General features: G+C 66.2%; 19 protein-coding genes. 12 read left to right on the top strand and 7 right to left on the bottom strand.

Features of this window, described 5'->3' with window-relative positions:
• Positions 1–19: 19 nt before the first annotated feature.
• Positions 20–1,471 (top strand): aldehyde dehydrogenase (NADP(+)), encoded by a 1,452-nt coding sequence (locus LDO22_RS10210; protein ID WP_224027003.1) that lies wholly within the window; start codon positions 20–22, stop codon positions 1,469–1,471.
• 82 nt (positions 1,472–1,553) lie between these two features.
• On the opposite strand, the gene LDO22_RS10205 is transcribed toward LDO22_RS10210, so the two are convergent.
• From LDO22_RS10205 to LDO22_RS10190, 4 genes are read right to left on the bottom strand one after another with little or no spacing between them, the layout of a single operon-like run.
• Positions 1,554–2,669, bottom strand: coding sequence for a peptidase M24 (locus LDO22_RS10205; RefSeq protein ID WP_224027002.1), 1,116 nt, complete (start codon positions 2,667–2,669; stop codon positions 1,554–1,556).
• Positions 2,666–4,711: a DUF6807 family protein gene (locus tag LDO22_RS10200; protein WP_224027001.1), complete on the bottom strand. Its 2,046-nt coding sequence runs from the start codon at positions 4,709–4,711 to the stop codon at positions 2,666–2,668. Before LDO22_RS10200 ends, LDO22_RS10205 begins: the two co-directional genes overlap by 4 nt.
• A complete protein-coding gene (locus LDO22_RS10195) occupies positions 4,708–5,859 on the bottom strand; it encodes an acetylxylan esterase (protein WP_224027000.1) in 1,152 nt (383 codons plus the stop codon). The genes LDO22_RS10200 and LDO22_RS10195 overlap by 4 nt, the downstream gene beginning before the upstream one ends.
• 55 nt (positions 5,860–5,914) lie before the next feature.
• The gene (locus LDO22_RS10190; RefSeq protein WP_224026999.1) at positions 5,915–7,210 is read right to left on the bottom strand and encodes a sugar ABC transporter substrate-binding protein; all 1,296 of its coding nucleotides are present in this window, start codon (positions 7,208–7,210) and stop codon (positions 5,915–5,917) included.
• A 336-nt stretch (positions 7,211–7,546) separates the two neighbouring features.
• On the opposite strand from LDO22_RS10190, the gene LDO22_RS10185 reads away from it, so the two are divergent.
• The 3 genes from LDO22_RS10185 to LDO22_RS10175 all read left to right on the top strand — a co-directional run bounded on the left by LDO22_RS10185 (position 7,547) and on the right by LDO22_RS10175 (position 11,063).
• A complete protein-coding gene (locus LDO22_RS10185; protein ID WP_224026998.1) occupies positions 7,547–8,491 on the top strand; it encodes a sugar ABC transporter permease in 945 nt (314 codons plus the stop codon).
• On the top strand, positions 8,481–9,425 hold the full coding sequence (locus LDO22_RS10180; RefSeq protein ID WP_159630781.1) for a carbohydrate ABC transporter permease: 945 nt from the start codon (positions 8,481–8,483) through the stop codon (positions 9,423–9,425). The genes LDO22_RS10185 and LDO22_RS10180 overlap by 11 nt, the downstream gene beginning before the upstream one ends.
• Before the next feature lie 252 nt (positions 9,426–9,677).
• On the top strand, positions 9,678–11,063 hold the full coding sequence (locus LDO22_RS10175) for an extracellular solute-binding protein (protein WP_224026997.1): 1,386 nt from the start codon (positions 9,678–9,680) through the stop codon (positions 11,061–11,063).
• 191 nt (positions 11,064–11,254) lie between these two features.
• Here the strand turns inward: LDO22_RS10175 and LDO22_RS10170 are convergent, their stop codons facing one another.
• Together LDO22_RS10170 and LDO22_RS10165 are read right to left on the bottom strand one after the other, a co-directional pair.
• Complete coding sequence (locus tag LDO22_RS10170) at positions 11,255–12,757, bottom strand: HNH endonuclease signature motif containing protein (RefSeq protein ID WP_224026996.1); 1,503 nt, start codon at positions 12,755–12,757, stop codon at positions 11,255–11,257.
• 136 nt (positions 12,758–12,893) lie between these two features.
• Positions 12,894–14,909, bottom strand: coding sequence for a beta-galactosidase (locus tag LDO22_RS10165; RefSeq protein WP_224026995.1), 2,016 nt, complete (start codon positions 14,907–14,909; stop codon positions 12,894–12,896).
• Between the two features lie 176 nt (positions 14,910–15,085).
• Here LDO22_RS10165 and LDO22_RS10160 point away from each other — a divergent pair, with 176 nt between their 5' ends.
• The 5 genes from LDO22_RS10160 to LDO22_RS10140 are packed head-to-tail and all read left to right on the top strand — an operon-like array spanning position 15,086 to position 20,207.
• A complete protein-coding gene (locus LDO22_RS10160; RefSeq protein ID WP_224026994.1) occupies positions 15,086–16,375 on the top strand; it encodes an ABC transporter substrate-binding protein in 1,290 nt (429 codons plus the stop codon).
• 50 nt (positions 16,376–16,425) lie between these two features.
• Positions 16,426–17,379 carry a sugar ABC transporter permease gene (locus tag LDO22_RS10155; protein ID WP_159630789.1) on the top strand — a complete coding sequence of 318 codons (954 nt, stop codon included), beginning with the start codon at positions 16,426–16,428 and terminating at the stop codon, positions 17,377–17,379.
• Positions 17,376–18,293, top strand: coding sequence for a carbohydrate ABC transporter permease (locus LDO22_RS10150; RefSeq protein ID WP_159630791.1), 918 nt, complete (start codon positions 17,376–17,378; stop codon positions 18,291–18,293). The genes LDO22_RS10155 and LDO22_RS10150 overlap by 4 nt, the downstream gene beginning before the upstream one ends.
• Before the next feature lie 10 nt (positions 18,294–18,303).
• Positions 18,304–18,936: a Poxvirus protein I5 gene (locus LDO22_RS10145; protein WP_224026993.1), complete on the top strand. Its 633-nt coding sequence runs from the start codon at positions 18,304–18,306 to the stop codon at positions 18,934–18,936.
• A gap of 2 nt (positions 18,937–18,938) precedes the next feature.
• Complete coding sequence (locus LDO22_RS10140) at positions 18,939–20,207, top strand: MFS transporter (RefSeq protein WP_224026992.1); 1,269 nt, start codon at positions 18,939–18,941, stop codon at positions 20,205–20,207.
• A 44-nt stretch (positions 20,208–20,251) separates the two neighbouring features.
• Here LDO22_RS10140 and LDO22_RS10135 read toward each other — a convergent pair whose 3' ends face one another.
• A complete protein-coding gene (locus tag LDO22_RS10135) occupies positions 20,252–21,457 on the bottom strand; it encodes a Gfo/Idh/MocA family oxidoreductase (protein ID WP_224026991.1) in 1,206 nt (401 codons plus the stop codon).
• A gap of 255 nt (positions 21,458–21,712) precedes the next feature.
• Between LDO22_RS10135 and LDO22_RS10130 the strand changes: the two genes are divergently transcribed.
• The 3 genes from LDO22_RS10130 to LDO22_RS10120 all read left to right on the top strand — a co-directional run bounded on the left by LDO22_RS10130 (position 21,713) and on the right by LDO22_RS10120 (position 25,009).
• A complete protein-coding gene (locus LDO22_RS10130) occupies positions 21,713–22,381 on the top strand; it encodes a DUF624 domain-containing protein (RefSeq protein ID WP_224026990.1) in 669 nt (222 codons plus the stop codon).
• Between the two features lie 123 nt (positions 22,382–22,504).
• On the top strand, positions 22,505–24,034 hold the full coding sequence (locus LDO22_RS10125) for an extracellular solute-binding protein (protein WP_224026989.1): 1,530 nt from the start codon (positions 22,505–22,507) through the stop codon (positions 24,032–24,034).
• Positions 24,035–25,009, top strand: a complete 975-nt coding sequence (locus LDO22_RS10120) for an ABC transporter permease subunit (protein ID WP_159630802.1) — start codon at positions 24,035–24,037, stop codon at positions 25,007–25,009. It begins immediately after the preceding gene.

Genomic DNA, 25,009 nt, shown 5'->3' with positions numbered 1-25,009 from the left:
CGACGAACAGGTACCTGACGTGACAACTGCAACCCTTTCCCTGTCCGAGCTCACCGCTGCCGCCACGGAAGCGGCCAGGACCTCCGCCGCGGCGACCGACGCCGAACGCGCCGGCTGGCTGAACGCGGTAGCGGACGCCCTGGATGCCAACGCCGCCGAGCTGGTGGACATTGCGGACGCCGAGACCAGCCTGGGGGTGCCGCGCCTTACGGGGGAGGTGGCCCGGACCACGGGGCAGCTACGCCTGTTCGCCCGCGTGATCACCGAGGGCTCCTACCTGGAGGCCATCATCGACCACGCGGATCCGTCAGCCACCCCGCCAAAGCCGGACCTCCGCCGGATCCTCAAGCCCATCGGCCCCGTTGCCGTCTTCTCTGCGTCGAACTTCCCGTTCGCCTTCTCCGTGGCCGGCGGAGACACCGCCTCAGCCCTCGCCGTCGGCTGCCCCGTGATCGTCAAGGCGCACTCCGGGCACCTGCGCCTGTCGGAACGCACCGCTGAAATCGTGTCCGGGGCCCTGCGCGGCGCCGGTGCACCCGAGGGCCTGTTCGCGCTGGTCAGCGGCCGCGAGGTGGGCACAGCCTTGGTCCAGGACCCTGCCATCAAGGCCGTGGGCTTCACCGGCTCCATCCCCGGCGGCCGTGCCCTGTTCGACCTTGCCACCTCACGCCCCGACCCCATCCCGTTCTACGGGGAACTGGGCAGCCTGAACCCCGTGGTCATCACCGCGGCAGCCCTGCAGGCCCGCTCCTCCGAACTTGCCGCGGGGCTGGCCGGCTCCTTCACCCTGGGCGCGGGCCAGTTCTGCACCAAGCCGGGCGTCGTATTCATCCCTGCCGGGACGGGGTTCGCAGCACACGTTGCGGAGGCGAGCAAGGATAAGCCGGCCCACGGCATGCTCACCAGCCGCATCGCCGAGGCCTACCCGGACGGCCTGCGCAGCTTTGCGTCGGTGGACGGCGTGGACGTGGTGGGCGGCACCGTGGACCAGGATGCTTCGGCCAACGGTGCGGCGCCGGTTGTCTTCTCCACCACTGCCGCAAAGGTGCTGGAACGCCCGGAGCAGCTCCTGGAGGAGTGCTTCGGCCCCACCACCATGGTGATCGAGTATGCGGACCAGGAGGAACTGTCGGCGGTCCTGGCCAAGGTGCCGGGCAGCCTGACCGCCACACTCCATGCCCAGCCCGGCGAGGAGATCGGTGCGCTCGTGGAGCAGCTGTCCGGGCTCGCCGGCCGGGTCCTGTTCGAAGGCTGGCCCACGGGCGTTGCCGTGAACTGGGCCCAGCAGCACGGCGGACCGTACCCGGCCACCACCTCGCTGTTCACGTCCGTGGGCGCCACGGCGGTCCGCAGGTTCCAGCGCCCGGTGGCCTACCAGGACGCCCCGGAAGAAGTGCTGCACCCGGCCTTGCGGGAGGCCAACCCCCTGCGCGTCCCGCGCCGCGTGGACGGCGAACTGCGGCTTCCCTAGGCCCAGGAACCCGTAAGCCCAACCACCAACGGAAAACCCCGGGACCTCGGTCCCGGGGTTTTCTGTGTGCCTGGCGGCCTGCCTACAGCTGCAGGGTGAGGGGCCGGTCCAGGCCGTTCACCGTGGCTGTCGGCCAGCGCGGGTCCACGGTGAGGACGTGAAGCCCGGACTCCGTGAGCTGCACGGTGTCCTCGATCTTGACGCCGGGCCCGGACGGGTTCCAGGTGAAGGCCTGGTCCAGCACCACGGCGTCGGAGACATCTGTGGTGACCCGGGGGTCGCGTCCTGCATAACCGGCAGGACCACCCTGATGGTGCTGCTCCCACTGGTCCGCCCCGAAACCGTGGCGCACGTAGGCGGACTGGATCTCCCCAAAGATCCTGTCCAGCCGCGCCCCCGGAACCGTGGCGTCGAAAATGTCCGCTTCCACTGCGGCGATGCGGGCCTCGGCGTCGCGCTCTTCCGGGGGGCCGGCGTCGAACCTTACCCAGCGGGTGATGTTGGCCACCAGGCCATCCCGGCGGGCACACACGACCGCCATGGCGCGCCGGCCGAGGGATGCATGCGTCGGCAGTGGATGCCGGAAGCCGCTGCGGGAACTGCCGTTGCACAGCAGCACCAGCGGTTCGGCGCCGGCCGCCACCACGCGGGCGGCCAGCGCCGAGGCCAGGCCGAATTCCGTGGTGTCCGGACGGGCGGCGGACAGGACGTCCGTCATGATGCCGGCCAGCTCGGCGCCAAGCAGCGAGTACCGGGCACTCTCCGCCGGGAGGAGCTGCTGGCGGGCGGCCCGCAGCTGGGCAGCGACATCGCCTTCGCCCAGGGGTGGCCGGGAACCAGTGCCAAGCGCCGCGGCGGCCTGGAGGAGGTTGGCGTGCCAGGGAACTGTGTGCAGGTTGACCCCCAGCGGGAGCTCCTCTGCGGCGATGCGGCCGGCTTCGTTGTTGAACGTCACCAGATGGTCGCCGTCCCGGTCCACCAGCACGGCGGCGATCGGATCGCCGGCCAGGCTGATGTGGACCCGGCTGCCGTCCAGATACCAGGTCAACGCGGTATTGGTGGTGAGGAGCAGCGAGTCGCGCCCGGCGGCGTCCAGGATGTCCACCACCCGTTGGCGCTTGACGGTGCGGTCCGCCGGTGACCCGGGAGCCAGCCGTGCCTCCTGCGGGGGAGCGGCTGCGGTTGTTGTCTGGGTCATGACGGGTCCCCCTGGTGGTTGATCAGTGCTTCGATATCGGCTGTGGCCAGGTTGCCGTCGGCCACAAAAACGGTGACGCTCCGCCGGACCGGCTCGCCTGGTTGGGCGATGACGGGCGCCTCCCATGCCAGCGACTGGCCTACGCCCGGGTAGCCCTCCACGCGGACGAACCACGGATCCGTGCAGCTTTCCGGGGCCACGAACACCAGGGTGGCCGGGCCGCCGTCGAACGTTCCCGACCACGCGAGCCAGCGCGTGACGCTGCCGTGGGTCTCCGCCTCGCCACTGCCATCGGGCGTCCAGACCGTGGCGGCGTCGCAGGCCGGCAGGCGCCAGAAGAAGCCGCCGTAGCCGCCTTCAAAGCGGCCATTGGAGCCCGGGCTGCCCAGGCTGACAGGCGTACTGCCGGCAGGGGACAGCGCGAAGTCGAGGGACAGGCGCCACGTGGAGGGCGCGACGCCGGACCACGCCCAGGAGCGTTCCTCCAGGAGGATCGGGGCGCCGTCCGGGCCGTTCCAGCTCAGGGTTTCCTGAAGCGTGCCCCCGTGCCCGCCGGCCGCATCGGTCTGCTGTACGGCCGTGGCGCTGATGGTGCCGTGGTCCGGGCGCCAGACGTACGCTCCGGCCTCCCGGGTATAGGTGCGGCCGCCCCAGAAGTTCACGCCGTCCACGTCCTGCAGGGCCACGCCGGCACCAAGGTGCCATACGTGGTCCAGCGGCTGGTGGTCCGTCACCACGGTGCCGCCCAGGGTCCTGACGGGGTGCAGGTAGGGCCGCGGGGAGGAGACCGCGCGGATGTGGCTGCCATCCTGGCAGTCCGCCACCGGCCGTCTGTCCATGGTCAGCGTGCGGACGGGCGGAATGGCCCGCGCCCACGGGACACCGAGCTCGGCGAACGTTGCCTGCGCTTTGACGGACCGTCCGATGAGGTCGCTGATGCCCTGGACCACCGGGTGGGCGTCGTCGCCCGCGCCTTCCCAGGAAATGGATCCGGGGTCGATCGGGGCGGGCGCGGGGGAGGTGCGGATGGCTTCGAGGACGGCGGTAAAGGCGCCGGTGTCCTGCAGCGCGGACAGGAGCGGCGCCCCGGTGGCGCGGGCGTCCAGCAGGTTCTCCGAGAGGTCGGTGCGGCCATATGTCTCGCGGCGTTCGCCATCGGCAGTGGTGATGACCACCTCGTCTTTTGTGTAGGAAAGCGTGATGTCGCCCAGGGTTCCGTGGACGGTCACGGTGGGATCCTGCTGTTCCGGGGCGCAGAGGGTCAGGGCGCACAGCACCGTGGCTCCGTTGGCCGTGCGGATGCGGAGTACGGACGTGTCGTCGCTTTCGGTCCCGTGGGCCCGGTACAGGTCTGTTTCCACGGAGGCCACATCTGCCAGGGTGCGGGCGCCGGCGACGTGGAGTGCAGTGGCAACGGCGTGGGCCAGCGCATTTGTTGCCACGCCGTCCACCACATCGGTGCCGTCCAGGGTGCGCTTCCCGGCCCAGCGCGAGCGCTTGAAATATGCCTTGGTCCGCAGCCACTGGCCGGTGGCGCTGATGCCCAGGACGGTGCCGACATCCCCGGCAGCCACCATCTCCGTGATGGCAGGCAACGCGTGGGACCCCAGGCTCTGGAAGCCAACCTGGACCAGCCGCCCATTTTTCCGGGCAGCGGCAAGGACCTCTTCAAACTGTGCCAGGGAGGCCACCGGCGGCTTTTCGACGTAGACGTCCATCCCGGCTTCCAGCGCGGTTACCGCCAGCGGGGCATGGGTCTGGATGGGCGTGGCAATGATGACGACGTCGACCCCCGGCCGGGCGGCCAGCAGTCCATCCAAATCGGGGAACACGGCCACCGGGGCGGCGAGGGTGCCGGCTTGCGGCGGGTTGGGATCGGCGACGGCCACCAGTTCCAGGGCGCCGGCCTGTTCGAGCCGGGACAGGTTGGCAAGGTGGCGCTCGCCGAAGCCGTGCACGCCCACCAGGGCTACCCGCGGGACGGCTGGGGAAGCGGCCTGCTGCTGCGGCTGGTCCGCGGCGGCGGAGTGCTGTGTGGTCATAACGGTCCTTGGGATGTGTTGTAGGTGGGCCGGAGGGCCAGGGTGTGGGCCAGGAATTCGAGTGCTTCGTCCTGCATGGGCCCAGTGAAGATATGCCCCCCGGGCCAAAGGGCGCCTGTGTACTTGTCCGTACCGGCGTGCAGGGATTCCAGCAGGTGGTGCGCCTGGCGCATCCCGTCCTCCGGGAAGAGCTCATCCGCTAGAGCGTATTGCACCAGGAACTGGGCGGCCGCTGACCGGCCGGTAAGCTCCGGCCAATCGCCCAGCCTCCACAGCCCGGGGGTCTGCAGCAGCCACGAGTGCGCATCCAGGTAGGCGGGGAGGAGGGACTCGAAGGTGGTCATCATGCAGGTCACCACTGCGGCCCGGATTCGGGGACTGAGGGCTGCCAGGGCCAGCGACCGGCCACCTCCGCCCGAGAACCCGATGCAGCCCAGGTTCTCCGGGTCGACCCCGGGCAGGGCTGCCAGGATTTCCAGGGCTGCGAGGTCGTCGTACGCCACCATGCCGGCCAGGCTGGTGCCCAGCAGGCCTGCGGCCTTGGCCACGGTGTCCTCGTGGAAGCCGGCGGCGGCATTGTATTGGTCCGCGTCGGTGGGTACGACGCCGTCCTCCCGCCACTGCGCCTGCCTCGCCGCCGCTGCGGCGGCGGTCCGCCACGGCGGCGTTGAGAGGTCGAATTTGCGGCTGCCCCAGGCGAAGGTGTCGTGGGCCAGCACTGCGAAACCGCGGCGGGCGATGTCCGTGGCCAGGGCCCGCCCGTCATAGAGCCCGGCACGGGCGGCGGCCGCCGACGGGTGGCTTTCCGGGAGGTCCACCAGCCGGTCCGCGCCGCCGAACTTGTTGCCGCCATGGCAGTGGAGAGCCAGGACGCCCGGCAGGGGACCGGGACGTCCAGCCGGCCGCACCAGCCAGCCCGTAGTCCGTGGCCCGAAACCCAACTGCCAGCTGAGCTGGGAGGTGGTGGCGCCGTCGTACGTTTCCTCCCAGTGCACCGTGACCTCCGGCAGTGCGCCCGCGCCCGGTACGCCCAGCGCGTCCGAAAGCTCCTGCGCCGCGGCGGTTGGGGCCTGATGGCGCGGGTTGTTTCTTACGTAGGCCGGCCAGTCGTTATAGCCCGCGATGGCGCTGGGCCGTGCTGGAGTCATGTGGCCGGCTCCTTTCGGTGATGGTCCTGCCTGCTGCCGCCGTTGGGCGCTGCGGTCAGGAGAGGTTCTGGTTTACCTCGGAGATCATGCCCTTGGCCGCGTCGCGCGGAGAGATCTTCCCGAAGAGTACATCCGTGTTGTAACGGTTCAAAACTTCCATGGTTGCCGATGATCCCGCCGGGAACGGCTTGGGGGCCTGGACTTTGAGGGCGGCGATGCGGTCCAGGTAGGCGGCTTCCTTTTGCTGGGTTTCCTTCAGCAGGGGAGTGATGCCGGCCTTGAGTTCGGTGTTGGCGGGCATGCCGCGGTCGCTCTTGATTTTTGAAGCGGCGTCCATGTTGTTGACCAGGTAGTTGATGAAGAGGGCCGCTTCCTTGGGCTGTGCGGACTTGGATGAGATGGCGTATTCCATCGAGGACCGGAGCCAGGCACCCGGCTTGCCGCTCTCGCCCGGCAGCTTTGCCATGACCAGGGGCGCGCCGGAGTAGGACGTCATCTGGTTGCTCCAGGAGATCTTCATGCCCTGTTTCCCCTGCCCCATCAGGGTCATCTCCGGCTGCGCGGACCCGTCCTCCACCGTCTGTGATGCGGAAGGTGCGCCGCCGGTATCCATCAGCTTCTTGTTGAGCTCGAACCAGCGGGCAAGGGTGTCCTCGCTGATGCCCATTTTCTTCCCGTCGTCGGTGTAGAGATCTTCGCCGTTTTGGCGGGCCCAGACAGCAAGGAAGGAATCGTTGGCCGTGGGGGTGGTGCCAAAGGTGCCGGCGGGTGACTTCCGGGTGATCTCGGCGGCGATCTGCGCGTAGTCGTCCCAGGTCCACTTTTCGTCATCCGGCATGGGGACGCCTGCCGCTTCAAACACCTTGGGGTCCAGGACCATCGACATGGAATTGACGCCTGCGGTGATGGTGTACTGCTTGCCATCGATTTTGCCCAGGTCCACGGTGCCTTCCGCGAACTTCGACGTGTCGATCTGGTCCTTGACCTTGTCCAGGTTCAGCAGGACGCCGCCGCTGGCGTACTCACTGGGGTAAGCGCCGCTCATGGCAATGACATCGGGCGTTGTTCCACCTGCGATCTGGGTGGCCATCTTGTCCCAGTAGGAGCTGTATTCGGTGTTTTCGCCCTGGACCTTGATGGTGGGGTTGGCGGCTTCGAAGGCTTTGATGACCTCCATCGTGGTTTTGGCCCTGGAGTCATTGCCCCACCAGGCGAACCGGATGGTGACGGGATCTTCCGCCGTCCCCACCTTTCCCGCCTGGGGACTGTTGCCGCAGCCGGTCAGGGCAATGGCCAGGGCGGCAATGGCGCCGGTTACTCCGACGGCGGATTTTCTGAGACCAAACTTCATTGTTGTGCCCCTCGGCTTCTCATTTAGGGTGGAGTGATGCGTCCAGCAGAAAACGGTTTCTCAAAAACTAACAAAGGGCTATACAGGAGTCAAGAAAGCGTTTACTTTGGTACCGAGCCGCATTTTCGAAGGCACCCGCGGCGCCGGAATCCGCAGCCATTCCCGGCAGCAGCTGACCGTGCCGGAGGTGCCGCACACCCCATCGCCTGGCGATGACCGCAACGTGGAGGCCACGATGACCAAAGGAGACCACATGGCCGCAAAACACATCCCGAGGACGCATCGTCCGGCCCTGGCGCCGGACGCAGTGTGCCTGTCTCGGACGGAGCAGCTCCGATGAGCGCCATCAGCGAGCTCAGCTCCATTACCCGGCGGAAGGGCGGAGTCACCGCCGAGGAAAAGAAGGCCAACAGGCGGGATAACAAGGCCGCCTACATCTTCCTGCTGCCATGGCTGGTGGGCCTGGTGGCCATCACCATCGGCCCGATGCTGATGTCCCTCTACCTGTCCTTCACGGACTACAACCTGCTGCAGCCGCCGGAATGGACCGGGCTGGACAATTTCACCCGGATGCTCAGTGACGCCCGGCTGCACAACTCGCTGCGGGTCACCTTCACCTATGTCTTCGTCGGCGTCCCCCTGCAGCTCGCCGTTGCACTGCTCATAGCCCTCGTGCTGGACAAGGGCCTCCGCGGCCTCCCGTTCTACCGTTCGGTGTTCTACTTGCCGTCCCTCCTGGGCGGATCCGTTGCCGTGGCCATCCTGTGGAAGCAGATCTTTGGCACCACGGGCCTGGTCAACCAGGTGCTGGCCATGTTCGGGATCCAGGGTCCGGGTTGGATCTCGGATCCCAGCACCGCTTTGGGATCGATCATCCTGCTGCACGTCTGGACCTTCGGCGCACCCATGATCATCTTCCTGGCAGGCCTGCGGCAGATTCCCGCCATGTACTACGAGGCCGCCAAGGTGGATGGCGCCAGCACGCTCCAGCAGTTCTGGCGGATCACCATGCCGATGCTGAGCCCGATCATCTTCTTCAACCTGGTGCTGCAGATCATCGGGTCCTTCCAGTCCTTCACGCAGGCGTTCATCGTCTCCGGCGGCAATGGCGGGCCCTCAGACTCCACCATGTTCTTCACCCTGTATCTGTACCAAAAGGGCTTCGGCCAGTTCGACATGGGCTACGCGTCCGCCATGGCGTGGGTGCTGCTGCTCATCATCGGCGTCTTTACCGCCATCAACTTCATCGCTTCTAAGTATTGGGTTTTCTATGACGACTAACCTGGAGACGCTGCCCGCCGCGGACAAGAAGACCGCGGGTGCCGGCAAGCCTAACAACCGCAAGCCGCGGGTCCGCGAGTCCCGGGGAACCCTGGCCTTCAGCCGGGCCCAGCGGGGCAAATCCCTCATGAAGCACGGCATCCTGATCCTGGCCGGCGCGCTGATGATCTATCCACTCCTGTGGATGGTGGTGTCATCGCTGCGGCCGAACGAGATGATCTTCCGGGAGCCGGGCCTCTGGCTCAACAGCCTGGAAATGAGCAACTACACGTCCGGCTGGTCGGCCCTGACCCACCCCTTTGGCCACTACATGCTGAACTCGGCCATCGTGGTGATCGGCTCCATCCTGGGAAACCTCGTTTCCTGTTCCATGGCCGCCTACGCTTTTGCCCGGCTCCAGTTCACGGGAAAGAAACTGTTCTTTGGCATCATGCTTCTCACCATCATGCTGCCGTTCCACGTGGTAATCGTCCCGCAGTACATCCTGTTCTCGCAGATTGGCTGGGTGAACACCTTCTGGCCCCTGCTGGTGCCCAAGCTGCTGGCCACGGACGCATTCTTCGTCTTCCTCATGGTCCAGTTCATCCGTGGTATTCCACGGGAGCTTGACGAGGCAGCCCGCATCGACGGTGCCGGCCATCCGCGCATCTTTCTGCGGGTCATCCTGCCGCTGATGGTGCCGGCGCTGGCCACCACCACCATCTTCACCTTCATCTGGACCTGGAACGACTTCTTTGGTGCCCTGATCTACCTCACGGATCCGGACATGTTCACCGTTCCGGTGGCCCTCCGGGCTTTCGTGGATTCCCAGTCGGCCACGAGTTGGGGTTCCTTGTTTGCCATGTCCATCGTCTCGCTGCTGCCGGTCTTCCTGGTGTTCCTTTTTGGCCAGCGGTTCCTCATCAAGGGCATCGCGACTACGGGCATCAAGTAAAACTCAAAGACAATCCCGGTCTGAACGGCCCGCCCTGGTGGCGGGCCGTTTGCCGTTGGGCAAGACATTCCCGGCACCGGCCACGACGCATCTTGTATTACAAGTGTTGAACTTGTAGTATCTGTACCAGAAAGCGCTTTCAGGGACCTTCGCACAGCCGGGAGGCTGCTGTCCCGCCGCCGAGTTTTGCCCCTCAACCACACAGCTGAGACCCACCACCCGCACCTGGATCAACGAAGATCGGAGTACACAGTGCCGCTTTTTCCCCGTCCTGCATCTGCTGCCAAGCAAACAGCAGGGGCACCCGCTTCAGGCCCTGACCCCCAACGCCGCGGTGCCCAAACCCGCAGTGTCCGGACCCGCAAGGCCGGCGCGGTTGCCGCCGTCGCCGCCGTTATGGCCCTCAGTGCCTGCGGTGGAGGAGCCGCACCGCAGAGTGCGGACGGCACCGTCGAGCTCCGCTTCTCGTGGTGGGGCGGTGATAAGCGCGCGCAGCTCACGCAGGAAGCAATCAAGCAGTTCGAGGCCGAAAACCCCAAGATCAAGATCAAGCCGGAGTTTGGGGACTGGAGCGGCTACTGGGACAAACTGGCCACGCAGGTGGCGGCCAACGATGCCCCCGACGTTATCCAGATGGACGAAAAGTACATCACGGAATACTCAAGCCGGGGTGCCCTTTTGGACCTGTCCAAGTACGACATCGACACGTCCAAGCTGGATGAGGCAGCACTGAACGCAGGCAAGGGCGAAAAAGGCCTGACCGGCATCGCCGCCGGCATCAATGCTGCAACCATCCTGGCCAACCCCGCCGTCTTCCAGGCTGCCGGAGTCCCACTTCCGGACGACACCAAGTGGACGTGGGAAGACTTTGGCCGCATCGCCGCCGAGATCACTGCAAAGTCGCCCAAGGGAACCTATGGTGCGGCGGCCTACGGAACGGACGAGGCATCCCTGGGAGTCTGGCTCCGGCAGGAAGGCAAGTCGCTGTATACGTCCGACGGCAAGCTGGGCTTCGAGCCGGGCGACATCGCCGAGTGGTGGGCCTTCCTGAAGAAGCTCAGCAAGGACAAGGCAGTGCCGTCCGCATCCGAGGTGGTGGAGGCCGAGGCTGCACCGCTCGACCAGAGCGGACTGGCAACAGGCAAGAACGGTATGGCCTTCTGGTGGTCTAACCAGGCCCCGGCCCTCGAAAAGGCGAGCGGCGGGGACTTGAAGATCCTGCGGTTCCCCACCAAGACCGGATCATCCGCGGACACCGAGCTTTGGTACAAGGCCTCACAGTTCTGGTCAGCATCATCGCGCACCAAGCACCCGCAGGAAACCGCCAAGTTCATCAACTTCCTCACCAACAACGTCAAGGCCGGCGAGGCCCTGCTTGCAGACCGCGGCGTCTACCCCAACTCCGAGGTCCGGGCAGCCATCCAGCCGAAACTGACCCCCGCCGACGTCAAGGTGGTCAACTTCATCGACCAGATCAAGGACGAACTCGGCGAGGCGCCGGCACCGCCGCCGAAGGGTGCGGGCGCCATCCAGGAAATCATCAAGCGCTACACCTCCGAAGTCCTCTTCGAGCGGCTGTCCCCGGAGGATGCCGGCAAGAAGGCGACCGATGAAATGAAGTCCGCCATCAGCAGCTAGTCCCCACCCCGCCGACACGGCTCCGGACCGTCTGTATGGTGCCTCCTCATCACAGACGTCCGACGGCGGGTGGTAGCTCTGCCCCGGAAGGAACCCATGGTTCCTTCCGGGGTGGAGCTGTTTAAAGCGCAGTTGTCAGGCTGCCCGGGCGGGGTGGTGGAATTGAGCAGCCGCGTTCCATGGCGCAGCTTTTATGGGGCGGCGCGTTCCCTTCGCCTGGTCCGAAGCTCGTTATGTCGTCGTTCCGGTTCAGCCGGACGCCGGACCGGTTCGGACGGCAGGACCCGCCCCAGGACCTGGACGGAGAGGGTTCGTGCCGGAGGGCAGGGTGGGGAGGACTCCCCGTGCAGAAGCTGTTCATTGAGCCGCTTACCCATGCCGGTGCCGGGGAGTGGTGGTGCTGTGGAGTGGTAGGTGTGGCCGGTTGGGGTGGTGGTCGCTACCGTGTGCCGCGGGCCGGGGACTGCTTTTGCGGTCCATCCCGGTGTTTCTTTGGTGTGGTTGCAGGCTTCGCAGAGGCCCTGCCCGTTTCCGGCGGTGGTGGGTCCGCTATGGTGCCAGGCGGCGATGTGGTCGTGGTGGCGGATGGGGGCGTCGCAGTAGGGGGTCCGGCAGGTGTCATCCCGGACCTGGAGGAAGCGCTTCAACCCCGCCGGGAAGAGCCGGGCTGTGGAGTCCATCGCCACCAATTCACCGGTGCCGGGGGCGGTATAGAGCCGGCGCACCCACAGCTTGAGTTCCTCCGCACCCGCCGGCCCGGCCGCCGGGGCCGTGGGCACGGGGGATCCGCCGGTGAGGGCGATGTGCCGTGCCTGTTCGGCGGGGATGGTGCCGTAGCCGGGCAGCCGTGCGGGTTCGGCGCCGGCCTGCAGGAGGGTGTGGTCGGTCATGACGAGCTGGATCTGGACCCCGGTCACGCCGCCGGGGGTGCCGGTGACGCGTTGGACGAGGGTGTCTGCCATGACCTGGCCCCGGGACCGGTGATCCCCGTTCGAGCGGGCGGTGTCGGCGTCCCGGCATAACGCGGCGTAGGCGGCGACGCCCTGGGCGGCGGGGAGCAGGGCGGTCAGGTAGGTCATGGTGTCCGGGGCCGGGCGCAGGCTCACGCACCGTTCGCCCATGGCCCGGCTGGCGCGCTTCGCGACCGAGGCGGGGTCCCGCCGGTACGCGGCGGCGCGGACCGCGGCGATGATGGCCCTGTCGCCCAGGCCGTCCAGGGCGCCGGTGTCGGCGGCGAGTTCTTCATCCACCCCCGCCCGGTCCGGGGACGACAGGCAGATGGTGTCTTTCACGATCAGCGTGGCCCGCCACTCGCTCAACAGGCCGGTCCGGAACGCGGCGAACGTGTGCGGCATGCCGGTCAATGCCTTGGCCAGGCCGAGCAACCGGGAACCCCGGGCCGGGGACTCACGCCGGGCCAACGCGATCTGCGCCGCGACCCCGGCGCCCCGCTCGTCAGCCGGGACCCCGGCCTCGGCCTGCTCCCGCCGCTGGGATAAATCAAAAGCGACAGCGGTATCAGCCTGCCGGGCACCCGCCAAGGACTTCAGATCCTCCAACCCACGAATCTGATCAATCATGCCCGCACCATCCGCAGGGACCGGGACGCGGGCGAGCAGGTTCAGGACGTCAGCGATGGAAGGCACCTGAGGTTCCGCCTTCAGTACTGCTGCCGCCCACACAACCGCTTCCATAACCAGAGTCTTCCAGCACCCTCTGACAATCCCAGCTCGCTCAAACCCCTATGTGGAAAACGCACCCCCGTGGAAGGCGTACCCCTGGATCGCGCCGCAACCGGCCGCCGTCGAACGTTCCCGAACGCGCGTGTGCCTAGCCCTCCGCAACCACCGCCACGCCGCCTGCCGGCACAGTGCCCGCAAACGGCTCACCCGTCAGCAGGTCGGCGCCCGTGGCGGAAACCGAGGCAGCCGAACGCGTGTGGTTGATGGCGAACAGGAAGCTTTGTCCGTCGGCGGCCATCCGGCGGACCAGCTCCACCCCGGGATCGGCGTCGGCAACCGGCGTGACGCCCGACTCGGCGAGCAGCCGGTCAAGGACGGACTCGATGCCATCGGGATCGGGGAAGGTGGCCATGTACCAGGCCGCCCCGGAACCCACGGGCCGCCGGGTGAGGGAAGGCACGCCGTCCAGCGGATACTCCGTAAAGGTCTGTACCGCCTCGGCGCCGGCCAGATGGACATGCTCGCTCCACACCGAGGAAACCGTCCCGTCGCTGAGCTTCAGCTGTGACCCGGCAAGCAGGGGGTGGAACTCCTCCACGCGCACGCCCAACAGCTCGCGGAACGCCCCGGGGTAGCCGCCCAGCCGCACGCGGTCCTGCATGTCCACGATCCCGCTGAAGTAGCTCACCAGTACCGTGGCACCGGCAGCGGCGGCAGCAGCGATGTTGGCGGCGTTCCCGTCCGATACCGCGTACAGCGTGCACACCAGCACCAGGTCATACCCATCCAGCGAAGAAGACGGGTGCACCATGTCCACGGAGATCCCGCGGAGGAACAGGGCGCGGTGGAACGCCCGCAGCAGGTCCAGGTACTTCACGTCGATACTGGGCTTCGAATCGATCTCGCTGGCCCACCACGCCTCATAGTCAAAAACAATGGCGGCCAGGGAATGAACCCGTGAACCGCGCACGGGTTCCAGCCGTCTCAGCGCGGCGCCCAGCTCCACCACCTCGCGCCACACCCGCGTGTCCCGTCCGCCGTGCGGCACCATCGCGGAATGGAACTTTTCCGAGCCGGCGAAGCTTTGGCGCCACTGGAAGAACATGACGGCGTCGGCGCCGCGGGCCACGTGCGCCAGGGAGTTGCGCAGCATCTCACCGGGCATCTTGGGCTGGTTGCGCGGCTGCCAGTTCACGGCCGACGTCGAATGTTCCATCAGGATCCATGGGTCACCGCCCGCAATGCCGCGGGTCAGGTCCGCGCTGAACGCGAGTTCCACGTGCCGTTCGGGGTCAGCGGCCACCAGATAGTGGTCATTGGCGATGACGTCCAGGTCCTTGGCCCAGTCGAAGTAGTCCATGGACTTGGTGGCGCTGGAGGCCATCAGGTTGGTGGTGCAGGGGATGTCCGGCGTCACTTCGCGCAGCACCGCCACGAGGTCCCGGTAGTAGTCCATCAGGGCCCAGGAGCTGAACCGCTGGAAGTCCAGCTGCTGGCCCGGGTTGAGCGTGGACGGGGCGACAGACGGCGGCAGGATTTCGTCAAAGGAACCGTAGTTCTGGGACCAGAACGCCGTGCCCCAGGAGGCATTGAGCGCATCGATGTTCCCGTACCGGCGCTCCAGCCAGGCACGGAAGGCCGCGGCGTCCTCCTCCCCGTGGAACTCTGAGACGTGGCAGCCCAGTTCGTTGTCCACGTGCCACAGGGCCAGCGCGGTGTGGTCCTTGTACCGTTCGGCCAGGACGCGCGTGATGCCCGCGGCGTAGCGCCGGTACACGGACGACGACGGCGTGTAGTGCCGCCGCGAGCCCGGTCCCAGCACGGTCCCGTCAGCCGTGACCGGCAGGATCTCCGGGTGCTTGCGGACCAGCCAGGCAGGGGGAGCGGCCGTGGCGGTGGCCAGTGCCACCTTCACGCCGATCCCTGCGAGGTTGTCCATCACGTCGTCCAGCCACCCGAAGTCATACTGCCCCTCGGCGGGTTCCAGCAGCGCCCAGGAGAAGATCCCCACGCTGAGGAAGTTCACGCCAGCTTCCCGCATGAGGTCCAGATCTTCCAGGCGGATGCTCACCGGCCACTGCTCAGGGTTGTAATCACCTCCGAAGGCCACGCCCTCAACCCTGTTCCAAACGCTCGAAGGGGAGCTGGTTTCCTGCTGTGTCATGTGACTCCTTTGTCTGCTCGCAAGGCGGAACGGGGGCATTGGCCAGACGTTTGGAAAACGCTTGCCCAATTCCGGGAATGCGGATATTGTATCGTTTCAGAAGCCGTGTAAGCCAGCTCACTACTCACGTTGTAGGCGGAGCGGAAGAGCAACACACATCGAGCAAGGAGGCTCCCGTGATCAACAGAAGGCATTTCCTCACAACCGTGGCCATCGGCACCGCATCTGCCGCAGCCCTGGCGGCCTGTGGGAACGGATCCAGCTCTTCCGGCCAGACCGGATCGGCCGACAAACCCGTCACCATCAACTACACCTGGTGGGGCAACGACGACCGCGCCGAGCGCACCCGCAAGGCCATTGCCCTCTTCGAGTCGAAGAACCCGGACATCAAGGTCAACGGCAACTTCACGGACTTCGCCGGCTACTGGCAGAAGCGCGCCACCGAGGCGGCCGGCGGCGGCCTTCCCGACGTCATGCAGTGGGACCTGTCCTACCTGCGGGACTACGGCCAGCGCAACCAGCTCCTGGACCTGGGCACGGTCAAGATCAACACTGACGCCTTCGAAAAGTCACTCCTGCCTTCCGGCCAGATCAAGGGCAAGACTTACGGCATTCCCACCAGCACCAACGCCTTCGCCGTCTACTACGACCCCGCCAAACTCGCCTCCCTGGGCATAGCGGAGCCGGACGGCAGCTGGACCTGGTCGGAATACCAGGCATTCCTGAAGGAGGTAGGGGACAAGGGCAACGGGACCCTGTTCGGCTCCACGGATTTCACGGGCGTGTGGTGGCAGTTCAACATCTGGCTCCGCCAGAAGAACATCCAGGCCTTCAACAGCGATGGGAAGCTTGGTTTCAGCAAGGACGACCTGAAGAGCTGGTGGAACCTCAACTCGAAGCTGCGCGGCACGCAGGCCCTCGTCCCGGAAGACAGGGTAACCCAGCTCAAGCCCAAGTCGCCTTTCGGTTCCAACGTCACAGCGTCTGAGGTCACCTGGGACAACTTCATGGCGGGCTACCTGGCCGACAGCGGGGCCAAATCACTCAAGCTTGTTCCGGTGCCGTCGGACGACCCGAACAACCTGGGCCTATTCCTGAAGCCCTCCATGCTGATGGTGGCCAGTGCCAAGACCAAGTTCAAGGACGCCGCCGCCCGCTTCATCGACTTCATGGTCAACGACCCCGAAGTAGGCCAGATCTTCAAGACCTCCCGCGGCGTTCCGGCCTCCAAGACCCAGCGCGACGGCACCACGTTCGAAGGCGCCGACAAGCTCGTGGTGGACTACGAGAAATCAATTGCGCAGTACCTCAAGGACGCTCCGGAGCCGCCCATCGTTGGCTTCGGCACGCTGGAAGCGTCGTTCGGCCGGATCGCCTCCGACCTGAACTACGGCAAGCTCACGGTTGACGGAGCCGTCGACGCGTGGTTCAAGGAAGCCGAAGACCTCATCAAGCAGAACGCCTGATCCGGCGCCGTGCACTCCCACCCAGGTTTTACGACTGACGGAATGATCTTGTGACTCAAACTCCAACCCTGAGCAGGCGCCCGGCGTCGTCCGGTTCCCCGCTGCCGCGCAAGTCGCGGCAGCGGGGCTCGGACGCCCGCGCCGGCTATACCTTCCTGCTGCCCTGGCTGCTGGGATTCATTGCCCTCACGGTGGGGCCGATGATTTCCTCGCTGTACCTGTCCTTCACCAACTACAACCTGTTCGAGCCGCCCAAGTGGATCGGCCTGGACAACTACACCACCCTGTTCCAGGACGAACGCTTCCTGCAGTCCGTGGGCGTGACCGTGGGCTACGTGGTGTTCGGTACCCCCTTGAAGCTCGCGGCGGCACTGGCGGTGGCCATGCTGCTGAACAGCAAGCGCCGCGGCCAGGGCTTCTACCGCTCTGCCTTCTACGCCCCGTCCCTGATCGGTGCGTCCGTCTCCATCGCCATCGTCTGGAAGGCCATGTTCGGCGATTCCGGACCGGTGGACCAGGGCCTGTCTTTCTTCGGGATCAACCTGGGCGGCTGGGTGGGCAACCCCTCGATGACCATGCCGATGTTCATTCTCCTGACCGTGTGGCAGTTCGGCGCCCCGATGGTGATCTTCCTGGCCGGCCTCAAGCAGATCCCCGGTGAGCTGTACGAGGCAGCGTCAATGGACGGTGCCGGCCCGGTGCGCAAGTTCTTCAACATCACCTGGCCCATGCTCTCCCCGGTGATCTTCTTCAACCTGCTGATGGAAACCATCCACGCGTTCCAGATCTTCGCGTCGGCCTACATCATCTCCAACGGTGACGGCGGCCCCGCCGGATCCACCCTCTTCTACACCCTCTACCTGTACCTGCGGGGCTTCAGCGATTTCCGGATGGGCTACGCCTCGGCCATGGCATGGCTGCTGGTGATCGTGGTGGGCATCATCACGCTGATCTTCTTCCGCACGTCCAAGTCCTGGGTCCACTACAGCGGTGATTCAAAATGACAACCACGGCAACCCCCACCCAGTCCACACCGGACGCCGCCGCCCCGGCCTACAACCCGAAATCCGAATCGGTGGCAGCCAAACGGGCCAAGAGCGCCATCTTCCACCTGGTGGCCCTTGTCCTCACTGCCATCGTCCTCTACCCCGGCCTGTGGATGATCGCCTCGTCCTTCAAGCCCAACTCGGAGATCGGCGGCCAGAACACGTCGCTGTGGTCAAACAACTTCAGCTTCGATAACTTCGTGACCGCCATGGAGGGGATCGGCGGGGTGTCCACCCTGCAGTTCTTCACCAACTCGCTGATCCTGGCCCTCGGCGCCGTCGTCGGCACCATCCTGTCCGCGAGCGTGTCGGCGTACGCGTTCGCCCGGATCAACTTTCCCGGCCGCAGCCTGTTCTTCGGCATGATGATCGCCACCCTGCTGCTGCCCTTCCACGTGGTGATCATCCCGCAGTACATCATCTTCCAGCAGCTGGGCCTGGTGGACACCTACGTCCCGCTGCTGATCGGCAAGTTCCTGGCCGGGGACGCGTTCTTCGTCTTCCTGATGGTCCAGTTCATGCGCGGCCTGCCCGCGGAACTGGATGAAGCCGCCAGGATCGACGGCGCGGGGCACGCCCGGATCTTTGGATCCATCATGCTGCCGCTGATGAAGCCGGCCCTCATCTCCACCTCCATCTTCTCCTTCATCTGGAGCTGGAACGATTTCCTGGGCCCGCTGCTGTACCTGAACACCCCGGACAAGTACCCGCTGCCGCTGGCCCTGCGGCTGTTCGTGGACCAGACCCAGTCCTCCGACTACGGCGCCATGATCGCCATGTCCGTCCTGGCCCTGCTGCCTGTGCTGATCTTCTTCCTGATCTTCCAGCGCTACATCGTCGAAGGCGTCTCCACCCAGGGACTGAAGGGCTAGGCAAAGGACAATGAGCGCCATGGACAGCACCACATCCGCCCCAGGCCACGAACCAATCCCGGTGAACCGGTTCGCCCTGTTCTCCGAAACCCTCCTGGCGGGGGTGCTGGTGCTGGTGCTGTCCGTACCGCTGGCCACCATCCCCGCCGCCTACGCGGCCGGGACCGCGCACCTTGAACGGCACCTCAATGGCAGGGACGATTCCGTCTGGGGGCTGTGGGGCCTGTTCAGGGCTGCCCTGCCGGGCAGCTGGAAGCTGGGAATCGCAACGGCGGGAGCCGGCGTCGTGATTGTCCTCAACCTCCTGCTCGCATGGGTGGGGCAGCTGCCGGGCCGCGAAGTGGTCCTTCCAGCCACGCTGATACTCGCCGGATGCGGTGCCATCCTGCTCCTGCGCACCGCATCCGCCTGGTCCGACGCCACGGCTTCCGGTGCCACGGGCAAGGACACCTGGGGCCAGGCCCTCCAGGTGGGTAAGGACGTCTCCCTGCGCGACTGGACGGGGTCGCTGCTGCTGGCGGCCGCCCTGTTCTGCGCCGTGGTGTTTGTCTGGATGCTCGCCGCGCTCTTCGTTGTGGTCCCCGGTACCCTGATCCTTGCCGCCGCCGCAGTGAAACTGCGCTCCAGCCGCGCCCGAACCTGACCGTGCCGTCCCGCCGCACCCGTCCCGCACCGTCTGCACGCCCGGGTATCAGCCAGCCGCGCTGGTTCCACCCCCTTAAGCAGTACAACTACCGGCTCTTCCTGGGCATGCAGCTCGCCGGCAGCCTTGGCGTCTGGATGCAGCGGCTGGCGCAGGACTGGCTGGTGCTGCAACTGACGGGGAGCCCGGCAGCGGTGGGGGCCGCCGTCGCCCTTCAGTTCCTTCCCATGCTCGTGGTGGGGCCGCTTGCCGGCCTGGTGGTGGACATCTTCCCCAAGCGCAGGATCATGATGGTGTGCCAGTCCGTCATTGTGCTGCTCGGCCTTGGGCTGGCGGCCTGGGCTGCCAGCGGCACCATTACGGTCTGGGTTGTTTACGCCAGCTGCATGGCGCTGGGCATCACCGCGGCGGTTGACCAGCCCACCCGCCAGGTCTTCGTCAATGAGGTGGTGGGCGACGCCGCCCTGCGTCCCGCCATCGGACTGAACAACGCCCTCGCCCAGCTGGGCGCCATGGCCGGCCCCGCGCTGGGCGGCGTGCTGATCGCGCAGGCAGGGCCGGCCGCCGCCTTCGCCTCAAACGCAGTGATCGGGTTGGTGGTGCTGGGCCTGATCGCCGGCATCCGGCCGCACGAACTGCATCCCGGTACACCCGCCGAGCGGGGCCGCGGGCAGGTGCTTGCCGGCTTCCGCTACGTCCGTGAACGCCCGCGCCTGCTGCTCCTCATCCTGCTGGCCGGCCTGCTGGGCGCCTTCGGCATGAACGGGCCGGTGGTCCTCGCGGCCTTCGCCCAGGACGTGTGGCACAACGGCGTGGAGGGCTTTGGCCTCTTCAACATGGTCAGCGCCGGCGGCGCCCTGGCCGGTGCCCTCCTGGCAGCCCGGCTGGGGACCATGGGCCGCAGGGGCATTGTGGCCGCGGCGGGGCTTTTTGGGCTGTCCCAGCTGGTGGCCGCCCTGATGCCCACCCTGGTTTTGTTTGTGGCGATGCTGGCGGTGGTGGGCATCATGACGTTGCTGTTCCTCACCAGCGCAGCCACGGCCGTCCAGCTCGAGGCCGGGCCTGCCATCCGCGGCCGGGTGATGGCCCTGTACCTTCCTCTCCTGCTGGGCGGCCACGCCTGCGGCGGCCTCCTGGCGGGCTGGTTGACGGAACAGTTCGGCGTCCGGACCGGGCTGGTGGTCACCGGCGGACTGGGCATGCTCTCCGCGGCCGTGGTGGGCCTGCTCCTGTGGCGCCACGGACGGCGCCGGGGTGTTGCTGCACGATAGTGAAAGACCCGGCGGCCGGCTGCGCCGCCGGGTCCTGAACCGCATCAGGACACAGGGATGTCGAAGGCCACCGGCGCGGCCACAGCCCAGGGGAGCCCAATTTCGCTGAACGTGGCATGCTGCCGGCCGGCGCGCTCCAGGGCTTCCTCGATGCCTACCACCACGGCATGCGCAGCGTCTCCTTCGCCTTCCCAGCGGACGCAGGCGGGATCGATGGGGGCCGGCGGCGGTGCGGTCCGGATGGCTTCCAGCACCAGCATGAAGGCTCCGCTGTCCGCCAGGCTGCTGGCCAGCGGAACGCCGTGGCCGCGGTGGGCCAGGAGATTCTCCGTCAGGTCGTCCCGGCCGAAGGTTTCCTCCGTGCGCCCGGCCGCCGTCTCCACCGTCAGCCGGTCCTCGGTGTAGTGGAACACCGCCGTGCCGCCCGAACCTTGCAGCGTGACGTACGGTTCAACGGACTCCGCGGCGCAGATGGTCAGGGCGCAGGTGATGGGCAGGCCCGAGGCGGTGCGGATCCGGATCACGGAGGTGTCATCCGACTCGATGTCATTGGCGCGGTACAGCTCGGTTTCCACTGATGCGAGGTCTGCTGTGGTGCGCGCCCCGGCAATCCGGAGGGCGGTTGCCACCGCGTGCGCCAAGGGGTTGGTGACCACGCCATCCACCACATCCACGCCATTGATGCTGCGTTTTCCTGCCCAACGGGAGCGCGTGTAGTAGGCCCGGTCCCGGACCCAGCGGCCGGTGGCGGAGATGCCCTCCAGTGTTCCGATGGTCCCGGCGGCAAGCAGTTCTTCGATGGCTCCAAGCGCGTGCGAGCCCAGGCTCTGGAAGCCGATCTGCACCCCGTGGCCGGACCTGGCGGCTGCCGTGCACAACCGGTTGAAGTCGGCCAGGGAGGCGACGGGTGGCTTCTCAAGGTACAGCTCAGCGTCAGTGGCCAGGGCGGCCAGGGCCAGCGGAGCATGCGTCTGGATGGGGGTGGCCACGATGACCAGGTCCAGGTCCCGGGTGGCGGTGAGGAGCTCCTCGAGCCCCGGGTAGACGGCGGCCGACGGCGGGAGGGCGCCGGGTGCCGGGGGCTGCGGGTCCGCCACGGCGACCAGGCTGACACTGCCTGCCGCCTGCAGGCGCTGGAGGTTCCGCAGGTGGTGGGTGCCGAAGCCGTGCACTCCCACCAGTGCAACCCGTGCCGGGGTTGTTGCTGAAGCCGCGGCGGCGCTGCCGGCGGCTTCCGTTGCCGTTTCCATGGTTCTCCGTTCTGCCCACCGGCTCCCGCCTTGCGGGCACCGGCATCATCTGCGCGTGCATCGAGTCAGCAAGCGCTTTCCACCTTTTAGTGTGAGGCAAACGGCAAGCCGCCGTCCAGCTATGTAACGATTCAAAGTTCCGCTTGACCGCGGCCGGATAGGGGGTCTACATTTTCGAGAAACCGATTACCGGCGTGATGCGGGACACTTTCCGCTTCGCCTCTGCAACGATGGAGAACAGAAGGGAGCCGTGCCATGCTGTCCGGGACCTTCAGTGCGCGCGCCTACTCATTTTTTGACACGCTAGTGTGGATCGCCGGCCTGAACCTGCTGTGGATCGCCTTCACCCTGCTGGGTTTTGGCATTTTTGGTGCAGGTCCGGCCACCGCCGCGGCACAGATTGCGGTGCGCAAGCGGGCCGCAGGCGATGCTGTTCCGCTGCTGCGGGGGTTTGCCTCCGCATACTTCCGGAACTTCCTCCGGGCCAACGCCCTGGCGCTCCCGGTCATGGCCGTCGCGGCGGCCCTTGTCCTGAACTGGAACTATTTTTCGGGAGGCAGGGGAGTCCTGGCGCAGTTCATGGCCGTCGGCATCCTGGTTGCCGCCATCTTCCTGGCGGGGGCCGTTTGCTACGTGTTCCCCATGTATGCCCGGTACGAGTTGCCCCTGTTCCAGTACCTGCTGATGTCGTCCCGGTTCGCCCTGCGGCACCTGGCGGGAACGGTCATCCTGCTCTTCGTTTCCGCCGCGGTACTTTACGCCAGCAGTTGCCTTCCGGGCCTGGTTCCATTCTTCAGCATCGGGGCCTGGCTCTACCTCACCGGCTGGTTGTGTGACCGCTTCTTCGCGGCCAATGACGAGTCGGCGGCCGCAGCGGGGGAGCCTGCCGCGCGCACCGCCCTGCAGGGGGCCACCGCCGCCTGACGCTGCTCCCCGCCCTTGGTTGCCGATGGTGGGCGCTGCCCTGGGCGGACGCATGAATGAAACGTATCAAAACCGTGGGCCAGCCAGCCCAACAAACCCCAAAGAAGTGGAAAAGGACGACATATGATCCATCGCAAACTCTCCCTGGCCGCCGCCGTCGTAACGGCCACGGCGCTGTCCCTCACCGCGTGCAGCGGCGGGGACGCCCCGGCCGCGGACCTCACTTCGGTGTCCATCATGGCCCCGTTCCTGGAGGCCCAGCCGCCTGCAGCGGACGGCGCGGTGCAGAAGAAGCTGGAGGAGCTCACCGGCAAACAGGTCAAAATCAACTGGGCGCCGAACGCCTCCTATGAGGACAAGACCAACATCACGCTGGCGGGATCCGACATTCCGCAGGTCATGGTGATCCAGGGCAAAACACCCGGCTTCGTCAAGAACGCCCAGGCGGGCGCGTTCTGGGACCTCACCGACAAGCTGGACAAGTACCCCAACCTCAAGACCACTTTCCCGGACATCCAGAAGAACGCCAGCGTCAACGGCAAGGTTTACGGCGTCTTCCGCGGCCGTTCCCCCATGCGTGCGGCCGTCATGTTCCGGCAGGACTGGCTGGACAAGCTGGGCCTGCAGCCGCCCAAAACCACGGAGGACCTGTACAAGGTGGCAGAGGCCTTCACCGAGCAGGATCCGGACGGCAATGGCGTCAATGACACCTACGGCATCACCATCCCCAAGTGGGGTGCGCTGGGCACCAACAGCCCCTACGACCTGATCGAGGAATGGTACGGCGCCGGGAACCGCTGGACGGAGCGGGACGGGAAGCTCATTCCCAGCTTCGAAACCGACGAGTTCCTCGAGGCGGACCGTTTCATCAAGAAGATGGTTGACGAAAAGCTCATCAACCCCGACTTCGCCACCTTCGACAGCACCAAGTGGAACGAGCCGTTCTTCAACGGCAAGGGCGGCATCATCGTCGACGTCGATTCCCGGGTGAGCGTGCTCATCAACCTCTTCAAGCAGGCAGACCCCACCAACTTCCAGAACAAAGTGGGCTTCGTGGGCAACCTCGAAGGCCCGGACGGCAAACTGCACGCCCACCCCACCGACGGCTACTCAGGCTTCCTTGCGATCCCCAAGGCCAGCGTCAAGAGCGAGCCCGAACTGGACAAGGTCCTGGCCTTCCTCAACACCGTGAACGGCAAGGATGTTGCGGTCCTGCTGAACAACGGCATCGAGGGCGTGAACTTTTCGGTGGAGGCCGGCAAGGCCGCCACCATCAAACCGGAGACGCCGGAGGGCAAGGCCGTCACCACCGACATCAAGAGCTACGCCCAGCTGGGCATGAACGTTGCCGGCAACGAGTTCTACCCGGTGAAGCAGGCCTCCGACTACGAGCAGCAGGTCTTCGACAAGCGGACCGACGTCATGGCCCAAGACCTCAAGAGCGCCGTCTACAACCCGGCCGCACCCTACGTTTCGGCCACCTATGTGGCCAAGGGTGCCCAGTTGGACAACATTGTGGCCGACGCCCGGATCAAGTACCTGGCCGGACAGATCGATGAACAGGGCCTCAAGGATGCCATCAAGCTGTGGGACACCAGCGGCGGCAACAAGGTCAAGGAAGAAATCAACAAGCTCTGGCAGGACAACAAGTAAATGGCAGCCCCTGTCATTGACACCCTCGCCGGGGAGCGGACGCGCAGGACCGCTCCCGCTCCCCGGAACGGGGGCAGGTTCTCCGTCCATTTCGCGCACTACAAATGGCTGTACCTTCTGCTGCTGCCTGGCGTGGTGTACTTCGCGGTGTTCCGCTACGCCCCCATGTACGGTGTCAGCATCGCCTTCAAGGACTACGTCCCGTTCCTGGGCGTCAACGGCAGCCCGTGGGTGGGGTTCCGGAACTTCGAGGACTTCTTCGCCAACCCGGACTTCCCGCGGCTGCTGGGCAACACCCTGATCCTGGCCTTCCTGAACCTGGGGGTGGCCTTCCCGCTGACCATCATCCTGGCGCTGCTGCTGAACGAAGTCCGGCTGTCCATCCTCAAGCGCACGGTCCAGACGCTGGTGTACATCCCGCACTTCCTGTCCTGGACCATCGTGGCGTCGCTGAGTTTCCTGCTGTTTGCCCTGGACATCGGGCCGCTGTTCCAGTTCCTGAACAACGCCATGGGCACGCACGTCGACTTCCTGTCAGATCCCGCCTGGTTCCGGCCCCTGATCGTGCTGCAGGAGATCTGGAAGAACACCGGCTGGGGCACCATCATCTTCCTGGCCGCCCTTTCCACCGTGGACCAGGACCAGTACGAAGCCGCGATCATCGACGGCGCGGGCCGGTTCCGGCGCGTCTGGCACATCACGCTTCCCGCGATCCGTTCCACGATCATCGTGATGCTGATCCTGGCCATCGGGCAGATGCTCAACACCGGGTTCGAACAGATTTATCTGATGACCAACGCGCTGAACCGTGAGGTGGCGGATGTCTTTGACACGTACGTCTACTTCGTAGGCATCACGCAGGGCGCCTACAGCTACTCCACCGCCGTGGGCCTGTTCAAATCGCTGGTGGGCATCGTGCTGATCTTCGGCACCAACTGGCTGGCCAAGCGATTCAACCAGAGCGGACTGTTCTAG

The sequence above is a fragment of the Arthrobacter sp. NicSoilC5 genome, assembly GCF_019977395.1.
In the GTDB taxonomy this organism is placed as follows: domain Bacteria; phylum Actinomycetota; class Actinomycetes; order Actinomycetales; family Micrococcaceae; genus Arthrobacter.
This window is presented reverse-complemented; position numbering and strand designations above follow the sequence as displayed.

What these genes read in the sequence shown, in the direction of transcription:
- LDO22_RS10195 (WP_224027000.1), bottom strand. Translation starts at nt 5,859, where the DNA reads ATGACTCCAGCACGGCCCAGCGCCATCGCGGGCTATAACGACTGGCCG.
- LDO22_RS10130 (WP_224026990.1), top strand. Translation starts at nt 21,713, where the DNA reads ATGCTGTCCGGGACCTTCAGTGCGCGCGCCTACTCATTTTTTGACACG.
- LDO22_RS10165 (WP_224026995.1), bottom strand. Translation starts at nt 14,909, where the DNA reads ATGACACAGCAGGAAACCAGCTCCCCTTCGAGCGTTTGGAACAGGGTT.
- LDO22_RS10180 (WP_159630781.1), top strand. Translation starts at nt 8,481, where the DNA reads ATGACGACTAACCTGGAGACGCTGCCCGCCGCGGACAAGAAGACCGCG.
- LDO22_RS10135 (WP_224026991.1), bottom strand. Translation starts at nt 21,457, where the DNA reads ATGGAAACGGCAACGGAAGCCGCCGGCAGCGCCGCCGCGGCTTCAGCA.
- LDO22_RS10145 (WP_224026993.1), top strand. Translation starts at nt 18,304, where the DNA reads ATGAGCGCCATGGACAGCACCACATCCGCCCCAGGCCACGAACCAATC.
- LDO22_RS10125 (WP_224026989.1), top strand. Translation starts at nt 22,505, where the DNA reads ATGATCCATCGCAAACTCTCCCTGGCCGCCGCCGTCGTAACGGCCACG.
- LDO22_RS10190 (WP_224026999.1), bottom strand. Translation starts at nt 7,210, where the DNA reads ATGAAGTTTGGTCTCAGAAAATCCGCCGTCGGAGTAACCGGCGCCATT.
- LDO22_RS10205 (WP_224027002.1), bottom strand. Translation starts at nt 2,669, where the DNA reads ATGACCCAGACAACAACCGCAGCCGCTCCCCCGCAGGAGGCACGGCTG.
- LDO22_RS10150 (WP_159630791.1), top strand. Translation starts at nt 17,376, where the DNA reads ATGACAACCACGGCAACCCCCACCCAGTCCACACCGGACGCCGCCGCC.
- LDO22_RS10185 (WP_224026998.1), top strand. Translation starts at nt 7,547, where the DNA reads ATGAGCGCCATCAGCGAGCTCAGCTCCATTACCCGGCGGAAGGGCGGA.
- LDO22_RS10200 (WP_224027001.1), bottom strand. Translation starts at nt 4,711, where the DNA reads ATGACCACACAGCACTCCGCCGCCGCGGACCAGCCGCAGCAGCAGGCC.
- LDO22_RS10170 (WP_224026996.1), bottom strand. Translation starts at nt 12,757, where the DNA reads ATGGAAGCGGTTGTGTGGGCGGCAGCAGTACTGAAGGCGGAACCTCAG.
- LDO22_RS10120 (WP_159630802.1), top strand. Translation starts at nt 24,035, where the DNA reads ATGGCAGCCCCTGTCATTGACACCCTCGCCGGGGAGCGGACGCGCAGG.